Annotated in this window: 13 protein-coding genes; 8 read left to right on the top strand and 5 right to left on the bottom strand. The window is 60.9% G+C overall.

Annotated features, from left to right (window positions below; genetic code table 11):
• The 3 genes from ACLH0H_RS13600 to ACLH0H_RS13590 all read left to right on the top strand — a co-directional run bounded on the left by ACLH0H_RS13600 (nt 1) and on the right by ACLH0H_RS13590 (nt 2457).
• The gene (locus ACLH0H_RS13600; RefSeq protein WP_411382332.1) at nt 1-1557 is read left to right on the top strand and encodes an AAA family ATPase; all 1557 of its coding nucleotides are present in this window, start codon (nt 1-3) and stop codon (nt 1555-1557) included.
• Nucleotides 1558-1649: 92 nt separating this feature from the next.
• Nucleotides 1650-1994, top strand: coding sequence for a pentapeptide repeat-containing protein (locus ACLH0H_RS13595; RefSeq protein ID WP_169377632.1), 345 nt, complete (start codon nt 1650-1652; stop codon nt 1992-1994).
• Between the two features lie 190 nt (nt 1995-2184).
• Nucleotides 2185-2457 (top strand): TfoX/Sxy family protein, encoded by a 273-nt coding sequence (locus tag ACLH0H_RS13590; RefSeq protein WP_411382331.1) that lies wholly within the window; start codon nt 2185-2187, stop codon nt 2455-2457.
• Nucleotides 2458-2706: 249 nt separating this feature from the next.
• Here ACLH0H_RS13590 and ACLH0H_RS13585 read toward each other — a convergent pair whose 3' ends face one another.
• From ACLH0H_RS13585 to ACLH0H_RS13575, 3 genes are read right to left on the bottom strand one after another with little or no spacing between them, the layout of a single operon-like run.
• Complete coding sequence (locus ACLH0H_RS13585; RefSeq protein WP_411382330.1) at nt 2707-3474, bottom strand: heme ABC transporter ATP-binding protein; 768 nt, start codon at nt 3472-3474, stop codon at nt 2707-2709.
• On the bottom strand, nt 3474-4511 hold the full coding sequence (locus tag ACLH0H_RS13580; RefSeq protein WP_411382329.1) for a FecCD family ABC transporter permease: 1038 nt from the start codon (nt 4509-4511) through the stop codon (nt 3474-3476). Before ACLH0H_RS13580 ends, ACLH0H_RS13585 begins: the two co-directional genes overlap by 1 nt.
• A complete protein-coding gene (locus ACLH0H_RS13575) occupies nt 4508-5386 on the bottom strand; it encodes a hemin ABC transporter substrate-binding protein (protein WP_411382328.1) in 879 nt (292 codons plus the stop codon). The genes ACLH0H_RS13580 and ACLH0H_RS13575 overlap by 4 nt, the downstream gene beginning before the upstream one ends.
• A 156-nt stretch (nt 5387-5542) precedes the next feature.
• Here ACLH0H_RS13575 and ACLH0H_RS13570 point away from each other — a divergent pair, with 156 nt between their 5' ends.
• The gene (locus ACLH0H_RS13570) at nt 5543-5860 is read left to right on the top strand and encodes a Rieske (2Fe-2S) protein (RefSeq protein ID WP_411382327.1); all 318 of its coding nucleotides are present in this window, start codon (nt 5543-5545) and stop codon (nt 5858-5860) included.
• Here the strand turns inward: ACLH0H_RS13570 and sfsA are convergent.
• Both sfsA and ACLH0H_RS13560 read right to left on the bottom strand, forming a co-directional pair.
• Entirely contained in the window at nt 5857-6567 is a 711-nt protein-coding gene (sfsA, locus tag ACLH0H_RS13565; protein WP_411382326.1) for a DNA/RNA nuclease SfsA, read from the bottom strand. The genes ACLH0H_RS13570 and sfsA overlap by 4 nt on opposite strands.
• Nucleotides 6567-7739: a pyridoxal phosphate-dependent aminotransferase gene (locus tag ACLH0H_RS13560; protein ID WP_411382325.1), complete on the bottom strand. Its 1173-nt coding sequence runs from the start codon at nt 7737-7739 to the stop codon at nt 6567-6569. Before ACLH0H_RS13560 ends, sfsA begins: the two co-directional genes overlap by 1 nt.
• Before the next feature lie 319 nt (nt 7740-8058).
• Here ACLH0H_RS13560 and dksA point away from each other — a divergent pair, with 319 nt between their 5' ends.
• From dksA to ACLH0H_RS13540, 4 genes are all read left to right on the top strand, one after another.
• Complete coding sequence (gene dksA, locus ACLH0H_RS13555; RefSeq protein WP_169377624.1) at nt 8059-8499, top strand: RNA polymerase-binding protein DksA; 441 nt, start codon at nt 8059-8061, stop codon at nt 8497-8499.
• An 82-nt stretch (nt 8500-8581) separates the two neighbouring features.
• Nucleotides 8582-9469 (top strand): tRNA glutamyl-Q(34) synthetase GluQRS, encoded by an 888-nt coding sequence (gene gluQRS / locus ACLH0H_RS13550; protein WP_411382324.1) that lies wholly within the window; start codon nt 8582-8584, stop codon nt 9467-9469.
• 62 nt (nt 9470-9531) lie between these two features.
• Entirely contained in the window at nt 9532-9708 is a 177-nt protein-coding gene (locus ACLH0H_RS13545) for a hypothetical protein (RefSeq protein WP_003176118.1), read from the top strand.
• The gene (locus tag ACLH0H_RS13540) at nt 9692-12646 is read left to right on the top strand and encodes a sensor histidine kinase (protein WP_411382323.1); all 2955 of its coding nucleotides are present in this window, start codon (nt 9692-9694) and stop codon (nt 12644-12646) included. Before ACLH0H_RS13545 ends, ACLH0H_RS13540 begins: the two co-directional genes overlap by 17 nt.
• The last annotated feature ends 2 nt before the right edge of the window (nt 12647-12648 follow it).

The following is a 12648-nucleotide window of genomic DNA, read 5'->3' as shown; positions in this document are numbered from 1 at the left end:
GTGAGCCAGTCCCTGATCGCTGCCCTGCAAAATCCGGCTTTATACCCGCACCCGGTTGAAGCGTTCCAAGTCATCGAGACCCATATTTCCTGGGTCGTACTGACTGGCCCGTATGCTTATAAATTGAAGAAACCGATGAACTTCGGCTTTCTGGATTTCACCGACCTGGAAAAGCGCGGCCACTTCTGCTGCGAAGAACTGCGCCTCAACCAGCGCCTGACGCAAGATTTGTATCTCGACGTGTTGCCGATCACCGGCACCGCCGAAGCCCCGCAGTTGGGCGGCGAAGGTCCGGTCATCGAATACGCATTGAAAATGCGCCAGTTCCCGCAGAGCCAATTGCTCAGCACCTTGCAGGCCAATGGCGAACTGACCAGCGCGCACATCGATGAGATGGCCAGGCAGATCGCGCACTTCCACCTGACTGCGCCGAAAGTCCCGCAGGAACACCCAGCCGGCACGCCGGAAGAAGTGATGGCGCCGGTTCGCCAGAACTTCGACCAGATCCGCCCGTTCCTCAGTGACAAGGCCGACCTGGTTCAGTTGGATGCCTTGCAAGCCTGGGCCGAAAGCAGCTTCGAGCGCCTCAAGCCACTGCTTGCCCAGCGCAAAGTGGAGGGTTTCACCCGCGAATGCCACGGTGATATTCACTTGGGCAACGCCACCTTGATCGATGGCCACGTGGTGATCTTCGACTGCATCGAGTTCAACGAGCCCTTCCGTTTTACTGACGTTTACGCCGATACCGGCTTCCTGGCGATGGACCTGGAAGACCGCGGCCTCAAGTCACTGGCGCGGCGCTTTATCAGCCAATACCTTGAGTTGACCGGTGACTATCAGGGCCTGGAAGTACTGAACTTCTATAAAGCCTACCGCGCCCTGGTACGCGCCAAGGTCGCGTTGTTCAGCATGCCGAGCGAGGCCAGCCCGGTACAACGCGCCACTACCCTGCGCCAGTACCGTAACTACGCCAACCTGGCGGAAAGCTACAGCACAATTCCGTCGCGCTTTATGGCGATTACCCATGGTGTTTCGGCCGTGGGCAAAAGCCACGTGGCGATGCGCCTGGTAGAGGCACTGGGCGCCGTGCGACTGCGCTCGGACGTGGAGCGCAAGCGCCTGTTCGGCGAGCAGCAGGTTGAGAACACGCCGCAGGCCGGTATTTATGCGGCCGACGCAAGCGCGGCGACTTACACACGCTTGAATGAAATCGCCGCTACCGTACTGCGCGCCGGTTACCCGGTGGTGCTGGATGCGACCTTCTTGAAGCGCGAGCAACGTGGCGCAGCGGCGAAGGTTGCCGAGGCGACCGGCGCGCCCTTCCTGATTCTGGATTGCAATGCGCCCCAAGCGGTCATCGCCAGCTGGTTGGCACAGCGTCAGGCGGACAAAAACGACCCTTCCGACGCAACACTGTCGGTGATCGAAGAACAGCAGGCGAATCGCGAGCCACTGACCACCGAGGAACAGTTGCTCAGCAAGCGTGTCGAAACCAATGAAAGCGGCACCCTTGATGCATTGGTGGCGCATATACGCCAGCGCCTCCCAGGCCTGTAAGAAAAATTTCTTGATCGTGTCGTCTACTAAGGCGCACGATCGAGCAATAGTGGCACTATAATGGCGCCATAAATCCAACAGGAGTCGCCGTCATGAGTCAGCCCAAGCTTCTCGATTCTCCCCTCTACTCGCTCCTGCATAAAGATGATATCCGGGGCTTCAACCAGGAACGCCCAGACAACGGCGTCATCGACATGCGCGGTGGAGACTTCCGTGGGTTGGACTTGCGTGAGCTGAACGCCGCGGGCGTGGATTTCACCGACGCTTATTTCCGCTCCGCCGATTTGCGCGGCCTTGACCTTCGCGACTGTCCGCTGGAAGGCGCAAGCCTTGCCCACGCGCAAATTTCCGGCACCTACTTCCCGCCGGAACTGAGCGCTGACGAGATCCTCATGTCGGTCAATTTCGGCACCCGCCTACGCTACCGCACTCGCTGAACCCGCGCTTTTTCGCCCCGCCTGGCGCCCGCCTTGCGGGGATTGTCTGGCATCTGACGCCCCCTTTCTTATCAGTCTTTAGGCCGTTTCCGACTAAAGAACTGCGTTTTTCCTACTGAGCGCTACACTCCTCTCAGGCTTGCATGGTCACGATACCCACCGAACCATTAGGCCATCGCAAGGAGGTTTGATGAACGATGAGCTGCAACTCCTGAAAAACCTCGGCAAGACGTCGGCGCAGTGGCTGCATGCGGTGGGCATCCATAGCGCGTCAGACTTGCGCCGCCTGGGCGCAGTCGATGCGTACCGCGCCGTGCGCACACGCGGGTTCCGCGCCTCGAAAGTACTGTTGTATGCCATCGAGGGCGCCTTGATGGATGTGCACTGGAACGACGTTCCTGCCGAGCGCAAGGAGGCGTTGAACCGTCAGTTGGACGCTCTATCGACCCGTCAGAAAAGTTGAGCACCGCTCGGTATCTGCATGCCTTCCGAACAGGTGTTTGAGAAAACGCGCAGAACGGCTAAAAACAAAGGTTGACTCTCAAATGAGAATCGTTATGATTATCACAACTGGTCGCGAGATCAGCCGATAACTGAAAGACCATTGGTTCGGACTCTCAGATTATCTCCTCATCAGGCTAATCACGGTTATTTGACCCGGCTTTTGCCGGGTCTTTTTTTACCTGTCGAAAGCTGCCTGCAAACGCCGGCTTCAGCGCGCAATGATCAGCGGATGCCCACGCTCCGGGTGTGGCTGCACCAGCACATCCAGGCCAAACACGGTTTTGAGCGGCTCAGGCTGCATCACCCGCGCGGGCGTATCCAAGGCATGGGGGCGGCCGGCCTGCAGCAGCAGAATGCGATCACAGTAACGAGCCGCCAGGTTCAAGTCGTGAAGGATGACCAATACCGCTGCCCCTCGATTGGCAAAGCTACGAATGGCCTGCAGGGTGGTGTGCTGATGCAAGGGATCCAGCATCGACGTCGGCTCATCCAACAGCAACGTCTGCCCCGCCTCGCCCGGCCACAACTGCGCCAACACCCGCGCCAGGTGCACCCGTTGCCGTTCTCCGCCCGACAACGCCAAGTAGCTGCGGCCGCTCAAATGGCCGACATCCGCCGCTTGCAAGGCCGCCTCGATAATCTCGTCATCGCGCATGCGCCCGGTCTGGTGGGGCAGGCGGCCCATGCCTACCACCTCTTCGACACGGAAGGCGAAGTCCAGCGTCGAGGCCTGTGGCAATACCGCCAGGCGTTGTGCGCGCTGCGCGCCAACCCAATCAAACAATGGACGTTGATCCAACAACACCTTGCCCTGGGCGGGATGCAACTCACCGCACAAAGCACCGAGCAACGTACTCTTGCCCGCGCCATTGGGGCCCAGCACGCCCAGCACTTCACCGGGCAACAGATCGAGCGTGACATCCGCCAGCACAGTTTTACGACCGCGACGGATCTGCAGGTCTTCCACACGCAGCATCAGGCACGCCCCCGCAACAACAGGTATAGAAAAAACGGTGCGCCGATAAACGCAGTGACAATGCCGATGGGCAATTCAGCCGGCGCCAACGCCAGGCGCGCAACCAGATCGGCAACCAGCAACAGGCTTGCACCCGCCAATAACGATGCCGGCAGCAAGACTCGATGATCCGGCCCCGCCAGCAATCGCACCAGATGCGGAACCACCAGCCCCACAAACCCGATCATGCCCGCTGCGGCCACCGCAGCACCCACGCCTAAGGCGGTGCAGAACACCAACTCGCGCTTGAGCCTCTCTACATCAATACCGAGGTGACCGGCCTCCGACTCACCGAGCAGCAATGCATTCAGCGCCCTGGCTCGGCGCGGCAACCACAGCGCGACGCCCGCGCTCACCAGCAACAACGGCCACAAGCGCGAATAGCTGGCGCCGTTGAGGCTGCCCAGGTTCCAAAACGTGAGAGTGCGCAAGGTGGCGTCGTCGGCCAGGTAGGTAAACAGGCCCACCGCCGAACCGGCGAGCGCCGTCAAGGCAATGCCGGCAAGCAACATGGTCGCGACGTTGGTCTGGCCGTTGCGCCGTCCGAGGCGATAAACCAGCGCCGTAACGCCCAAGCCGCCAAGGAATGCGCACACAGATAAAACATAAGGCCCGAACGCCTCCGGCAAACCACCAAAAAACGAACCACCGACAATCGCCACCGCCGCGCCCAGCGCAGCACCACTGGAAACCCCGACCAACCCCGGATCAGCCAGCGGATTGCGAAACAATCCCTGCATCGCCACGCCCGACAGGGCTAGCACGCCGCCGACTGCCAAGCCCAGCAATGTACGCGGCATACGGATCTGCCCCAGGATCAGTTCAGCCTGCTCCAACCCCTGGGCCTCCATCGGCAGCCCCATCAAACGCAATGAGGCCTTGAGCGTATCCAGCAATGGCAGACTGACCGGCCCCAACGCCAGGGATAACCAGATGGCCAGTAAGCACAGCAGTGCCAACCCGATAAACAAGGTCTTGGGTTTAACCAGCGTGGTCATGGGGCAGGCTTAGGCTGGGACGGATAAAAACCGGCAGAGAGTTCCACCAGGCTTTGCGGCAGACGCGGCCCAAGCCCGCCGACCAGCAAAGTGGGGTCCACCTCAAACACACGCCCGTCATGGGCGGCCGGCGTCGACGCCAGGATCGGATTTTCCTTGAACAATGCCGCACGCGCCGCTTCACCGGTCAGGGCGCGGTCGGCAAACACCAGCACATCCGGGCTCAACCCCGCCAATGACTCCATGGAAAACGGCTTGTAGCCGCTATGGGTTGCCAGATTACGTCCGCCCGCCTGTTGCAGCATCCAGTCAGCCGCCGTGTCTTTGCCTGCAATCAGCGGCTTGCCGCCCGCATGGCCAAGCAATAGCAATACGCCAGGCGTCTTTTGAGTGGACTGGGCCTTGGCCACCCAACGTTTCTGCTGCTCCAGTGCCTGCTCATATCCGGCAAACAGCTCGCTGGCCTTGGCGCCATTGCCCAGCAACTTGCCCAAGTGCTGAAGGTTGTCTTTCAACGCCTGCAGGTCCGGCTGCGCCGAAAACATCTCTACCTGCACACCCGCGTTTCGGACCTGCGCCAGCACCGGCGGTGGGCCCATTTCTTCGGTACCTACCAGCACCTGCGGACGCAGACTCAGAATGCCTTCCGCCGACAATTGCCGCTGGTAACCGATGCTCGGCAGCGCCCTGAGGGACTCGGGATGCTGGCTGGTGGTGTCCACCCCCACCAATTTCGATTCGCCATCCATGGCCGTTACCCATTCTGACAGCGCCCCACCGGCACTGACCCAGCGCTGCGGCAGTTCCGAGGCCTGGGCTCCATGATTGACCAGCAGGGAAGCAACAAGCGCGATAGCGCTGGCACTCAGGCGCATAACAGGGTTTCCTTCCAAGGGCAGGGCCGCTCAAGCACTCATCGATGTGACAGATAACCCCTGCCCGGCATCGTATTGAGCGCCCAGTCAGCTAACGGGCGAAGCCGGCATTTGATAATTGTTTGCATTTGAACGTCAAGGCACTTAAGGATTGAAATGAAGTTTCTCTGCCCCTCCAACGCGCTCGCGCCCGACTGCAGCCTCGGTTTTGACATCGACGGCTGCAAGCTGCTGGCGGTGCGCCGGGACGGCGTTGCCTACTTCTATATGAACCGCTGCCCTCATCGCGGCATCCCGCTGGATTGGCAGCCCGGCCAGTTTCTCGACGCCAGCGCCAGCCTGATCCAATGCGCCACTCACGGCGCCCTGTTCCTGATCGAGAGTGGCGAATGCATTGCCGGGCCGTGCGCCGGGCAAAGCCTTAGCGCCCTGCCCGGCCGCGAAGACGCCCAGGGACTGTGGGTGGAACTCTAGTCGAACAACACGTCCAGACGCCGGTCCACGCAGATCTCCTCAGATGTCACCCGCACCCCATAGGCCAACACTTCCACCCCTGCCGCCTTGGCTTCGCGCAGGGCAGCAGCGTAGGCCGCGTCGATTTCCACGGCCGGGCGCACGGCATCGATCCCCGAAAGATTAACGCAATACAACTGCACCGCCCGTACCCCGCTGCGCGCCAAGTAGGCGAGCTCGCGCAAGTGCTTGGCGCCGCGCTGGGTGACGGCATCGGGAAAGGCCGCAATCGAAGAGCCATCAAAGCCCAAGGTCACGCTTTTGACTTCGACAAACGCGGCCCCATGGGGGTAGTCCAGGCGAAAGTCGATCCGGCTTTTCTCCTGACCGTAAGGCACTTCACGCTTCAATGCGGTGAAACCGTTGAGCTCCGTAATCACCCCGGCACGCAACGCCTCTTCCACCAATTGATTGGCCCGCGCCGTGTTCACACACGCCAGACGCCCCTGGGGCGTCTCGGCGATTTCCCAGGTGCCAGGCAACTTGCGCTTGGGATCATTGGAACGACTGAACCAGACCTGACCGCCCTCGACCATGCAATTGAGCATTGAGCCGGTGTTCGGGCAATGAATAGTCAACAACTCGCCGGTAACAGTTTCGATATCGGTAAGAAAACGCTTGTAGCGGCGGATCAGCCGAGCTTCTTCGAGGGGAGGATAAAAATGCATCAGCCTTGCCAACTCCGCAATCCACGGGCGATTCGCTCCACCGCCTGCTGTAGCCGATCAATGTTTTGCGTATAGGCAAAGCGCACATGGTGACCGGCCTGGTAGCGTCCGAAATCCAGACCGGGCGTAAAGGCCACATGTTCGGTCTCCAGGAAATGACGACAGAACGCGAAGGCATCCCCGCCGAATGCGCGGATATCCGCGTACAAATAGAACGCACCTTCCGGTTCAACGGCGATGCCGAAGCCCAGCTCGCGCAGGGCCGGTAGCAGGAAGTCGCGACGGCGGCCAAATTCGGCGCGGCGCTCTTCCAAGATGCCCAGGGTCTGCGGGGTGAAACACGCCAGCGCCGCATGTTGGGCCATGCTCGGCGCACTGATGTAGAGGTTTTGCGCCAGTTTCTCCAGCTCACCCACTGCCGCCGGTGGCGCCACCAGCCAACCCAGGCGCCAACCGGTCATGCCGAAATACTTGGAAAAACTATTAAGGACGAACGCATCATTGTCGACTTCCAGCACGCTGGCGGCGTCGGTGCCGTAGGTGAGGCCATGATAAATCTCATCCACGACCAGATGACCGTTACGCGCGTTGATTGCCCGCGAAAGCGCGGCCAATTCATTACGGGTGAGGATCGTCCCGGTCGGGTTGGCCGGGGATGCCACCAGTGCGCCGACGCTGTCCTGATTCCAGTGCCGGGCCACCAGATCGGCGGTCAGTTGATAGCGCACGTCAGGGCCGACCGGCACCAACTGCGCCGCGCCTTCCACCAGCCGCAGGAAATGGCGGTTGCATGGGTAACCGGGGTCTGCGAGCAGCCAATGCTTGCCCGGATCCACCAGCAAGCTGCTGGTCAGCAACAGCGCACCGGAGCCACCGGGGGTAATCAGGATGCGCTCAGGGTCCACGTTCAGCCCGTAGCGCTGTTGATAAAAACCGCTGATGGCGTCGCGCAGTTCCGGCAGGCCACGGGCCGCCGTGTAGCGGGTCTTGCCATTGGCCAATGCCGCCTGGCCGGCCTGGATGATCGGCTCGGCGGTGGTAAAGTCCGGCTCGCCGATTTCCAGGTGGATCACGTCATGGCCGGCGGCTTGCAGCTCATTGGCCCGCGCCAGCAATGCCATGACATGAAAAGGTTCGATGGCGCGACTGCGCGCACTGTAGGGCTGAGCCATTAGCCTTCCTTACCGGTGAGGACAAAATTCGGATTCTACCGAACCCCGGCGGTAAAACATGTTCTATTGCCTGTCCGGCGGCGCATGCAGGTCGGGCAAGCGCCTGCAAAACGACTAAAATCAACATCCGGGGCAACACATACCCAGCAACGGCGGGCTGATGCAGTTTGCAACCCCTTTGCCGAGGGCCTCGACAACCGGGAGTGGCGCACCCCGAATCTATCTGGTAAGTTCGCCCGCTTGCAGCCGCAGGGCCGGCAGGTGTCGGTGACGTTGAAATCCTGCGCAATGGATTAGAAGAGTGAGAGGCGGTCTATTCATGTCCACCCAAGCAAAGCAACAGCAGCAGAGCCTCAGCGGCTTCACACCTTACGTCGAAGCGAAGGGTGAGGAGTACATGAGCAAGCCCATGCGCCAGCACTTCACCAAGATCCTGCAAAAATGGAAGCAGGACTTGATGCAGGAAGTGGACCGCACGGTAGACCACATGAAGGACGAAGCCGCCAACTTCCCTGACCCGGCAGACCGTGCCAGCCAGGAAGAGGAATTCGCCCTCGAACTGCGCGCCCGTGATCGTGAGCGCAAGCTGATCAAGAAAATCGACAAGACGCTGCAACTGATCGAAGACGAAGAATATGGCTGGTGCGAATCCTGCGGTGTCGAGATCGGTATCCGTCGCCTGGAAGCCCGCCCGACCGCGGACCTCTGCGTAGACTGCAAGACCTTGGCCGAAATCAAGGAAAAACAGGTCGGCAAGTAACTCAGCCGATCTGAACAATGGGGCGTGCGAACGCCCCATTTTTGTTTCTGGCGTTCACCGAATTTCCAGTAGTATCCGGCCCATGACAGCCTCTACCTATATCGGGCGCTTTGCCCCCACACCCAGCGGCCATTTGCATTTCGGCTCCCTGGTCGCCGCCCTCGCCTCCTACCTCGACGCCCGCGCCAACAGTGGCCGCTGGCTGATGCGCATGGAAGACCTCGACCCGCCCCGCGAAGAGCCCGGTGCCCAGGCGGCGATCCTGCAGGCGCTGGAAAGCTACGGCTTTGAATGGGACGGGGAAACAGTCCGACAAAGCGAGCGGCACGAAGCCTACGCCAAAGTGCTGAACGACCTGTTCAACCACGGCCTGGCCTACGCCTGCACCTGCTCGCGCAAACAACTGGAACCCTACAACGGGATTTACCCTGGCCTGTGCCGCAATGCCGGCCATGACCAGCAAGATGCCGCTATCCGTTTGCGTGTGCCCGAGCTTGCGTACCACTTTACCGACCGCGTTCAAGGCGAGTTCCGACAGCACCTGGGCCGCGAAGTCGGCGATTTCGTCATTCGCCGGCGTGACGGCCTTTATGCTTATCAACTGGCGGTGGTTCTCGACGATGCCTGGCAAGGCGTGACCGATATCGTGCGCGGCGCCGACCTGCTGGACTCCACGCCACGCCAACTGTATCTGCAGGAATTGCTGGGCCTGCGCCAACCGCGCTACCTGCACGTGCCGCTGATCGTCCAGCCGGACGGCAACAAGTTGGGTAAATCCTACCGATCGCCGCCGTTGACACCCGACCAGGCCACGCCCCTGCTAGTGAGAGCACTGCGCGCCCTTGGCCAGCAACCCGGCGCCGAACTGCTGCACGCCAGCCCGCGTGAACTGCTGGATTGGGGCGTCGCCCACTGGGACGCCACACGGATCCCCCGCACACTGACCCTGGCCGAAGCGCAATTGAGCTGAAGGCGCTTGCAGCTTGCCAGCCATCCGTTACCATCGCCGCAGTTTTTCATTCAGAGGCCAACATGTATATCTATCGATTGGTCCTGCTGCTGGTCGTCGGGATCTACCTGTTTTCCCCCGCCATCATGGATTGGTGGATCGACGCCACGGGCGCCTGGTATCGCCCTTATCTGCTGTGGCTGATCCTGATCGTCGTGACTTTCATCCTGCAGAGCCAAAAAGATGCCGATGAGCTTTAGCCTCACCCAGATGCTGCTGATCAGCGCCGCCTACCTGGCCGCGTTGTTCGGCGTCGCCTGGATCAGTGAGCGCGGAATGATTCCGCGGGCGATCATTCGCCATCCGTTGACCTATACCTTGTCCCTGGGCGTGTACGCCAGCGCCTGGGCGTTTTATGGCACCGTGGGTCTGGCCTATCAATACGGTTATGGCTTCCTGTCCAGTTACCTCGGGGTGTCCGGCGCGTTTCTGCTGGCGCCGGTGCTGCTGTACCCGATCCTGAAGATCACCCGTACCTACCAGCTGTCGTCGCTTGCCGACCTGTTCGCCTTTCGCTTTCGCAGCACCTGGGCCGGCGCGCTGACCACGATTTTCATGCTGATCGGCGTCTTGCCGTTGCTGGCCCTGCAGATCCAGGCTGTGGCCGACTCCATCAGCATCCTCACCCGCGAACCCGTGCAGCATCGCGTTGCGCTGGCTTTCTGCGCGCTGATCACGCTGTTCACGATTTTCTTCGGCTCGCGCCATATCGCTACCCGCGAGAAACACCAAGGCCTGGTGTTCGCGATTGCCTTCGAGTCGGTGATCAAGCTGATCGCCATCGGCGGCGTCGGCCTGTATGCGCTCTACGGCGTATTCGACGGCCCGCAGCAGCTGGAACTGTGGCTGCTGCAAAACCAGACCGCCCTCGCCGCCTTGCACACCCCCCTGCAGGAAGGCCCATGGCGCACCCTGCTGCTGGTGTTCTTCGCCTCGGCAATCGTGATGCCGCACATGTACCACATGACGTTCACCGAAAACCTCAACCCGCGCTCGCTGGTCAGCGCCAGTTGGGGCTTGCCGCTGTTCCTGCTGTTGATGAGCCTGGCGGTACCGCTGATCCTGTGGGCCGGCTTGAAACTGGGGGCCACCACCAACCCCGAGTACTTCACCCTTGGCGTGGGCATTGCCGCCAATAGCAAATCCCTGGCATTGCTGGCGTACGTGGGCGGTTTGTCCGCTGCCAGCGGCTTGATCATCGTCACGACGCTGGCGTTATCGGGCATGGCGCTCAACCATCTGGTACTGCCGCTGTACCAGCCGCCGGCCGAAGGCAATATCTACCGTTGGCTTAAATGGACACGGCGCGCGCTGATCGTCGCGATCATCATGGCCGGCTACGGGTTCTACCTGTTGCTCGGCCCCGGGCAAGACCTGGCCAACCTGGGGATCGTCGCGTTCGTCGCCACCTTGCAGTTCCTGCCGGGGGTGCTGTCGGTGCTGTACTGGCCGACCGCTAACCGTCGCGGCTTTATCGCCGGGCTGCTGGCGGGGATCCTGGTCTGGATCGTCACTATGTTGCTGCCGCTGGTCGGTAACCTGCAGGGCTTCTATATCCCCTTGCTGAACATAATTTACGTGCTGGACGACACCAGTTGGCACATGGCAGCGATTGCCTCCCTGGCCGCCAACGTCTTGATGTTCACCCTGATCTCGCTGTTCACCAACGCCAGCCCGGAAGAAACCAGCGCCGCCGAAGCCTGCGCTGTGGACAACGTGCGCCGCCCGCAACGGCGTGAACTGCATGCGGCCTCGCCCCAGGAGTTCGCCACGCAACTGGCCAAGCCCCTGGGCGCCAAGGCCGCACAGAAGGAAGTGGAACAGGCACTTCGCGATCTCTACCTGCCTTTCGACGAGCGCCGCCCTTACGCCCTGCGTCGCCTGCGTGACCGTATCGAAGCCAACTTGTCGGGGCTGATGGGGCCGAGCGTGTCCCAGGACATGGTGGAAACTTTCCTGCCCTACAAGGCCGGCGGCGAAAACTACGTCACCGAAGACATCCATTTCATCGAGAGCCGGCTGGAGGATTACCACTCACGCCTCACAGGTCTCGCCGCCGAACTCGATGCCTTGCGCCGCTACCACCGCCAGACTCTGCAGGAGTTGCCGATGGGCGTGTGCTCCCTGGCCAAGGATCAGGAGATCCTGATGTGGAACAAGGCCATGGAAGAACTGACGGGCATCGCCGCGCAGCGGGTGGTTGGTTCACGCCTGAATACCTTGGGCGAACCCTGGAAAGAATTGTTACAAGGATTTATCGACCTGCCCGACGAGCACTTGCACAAGCAGCACCTGGCCCTCGATGGCCAGACGCGCTGGCTGAACCTGCACAAAGCTGCGATTGACGAACCCCTGGCGCCCGGTAACAGCGGCCTGGTGTTGCTGGTGGAAGACCTGACCGAAACCCAAATGCTTGAAGACAAGCTGGTGCACTCCGAGCGCCTGGCCAGTATTGGCCGGCTGGCGGCGGGCGTGGCCCACGAAATCGGCAATCCGATCACCGGTATCGCCTGCCTGGCGCAGAACCTGCGGGAAGAGCGGGAAGAGGATGGCGAAATTATCGAAATCAGCGGCCAGATCCTCGAACAGACCAAGCGCGTGTCGCGCATCGTGCAGTCGTTGATGAGCTTCGCCCACGCAGGCGGCCATCAGAACCAGGACGAAGCGGTGTGCCTGGCCGAGGTGGCGCAGGATGCCATTGGACTGCTGGCCTTGAACCGGCGCAATTTCGAAGTACAGTTCTTCAATTTGTGCGACCCCGACCATTGGGTGGATGGCGACTCACAACGCCTGGCCCAGGTACTGATCAACCTGCTGTCCAACGCCCGCGATGCAACGCCAGCCGGCAGCGCGGTACGCGTCAAGACCGAGGCTTTCGAACATACGGTCGATCTGATCGTCGAAGATGAAGGTAGCGGTATTCCACAGAACATCATGGACCGATTGTTCGAACCCTTCTTCACCACCAAGGACCCCGGTGAAGGTACCGGTCTGGGCCTTGCACTGGTCTATTCCATCGTTGAAGAGCATTATGGACAAATCACCATCGACAGCCCGGCTGACACCGAAAGCCAACGCGGCACCCGTATCCGGGTGACCTTGCCGCGTCATGTCGAAGCGACGTCCGCTGTGAACTGAGA

The sequence above is a fragment of the Pseudomonas sp. MPB26 genome (genome assembly GCF_046605355.1).
Lineage (GTDB): Bacteria > Pseudomonadota > Gammaproteobacteria > Pseudomonadales > Pseudomonadaceae > Aquipseudomonas > Aquipseudomonas cedrina.
The sequence above is the reverse complement of the archived record's forward strand: the minus strand, read 5'-3'. Positions and strand labels throughout refer to the sequence as shown.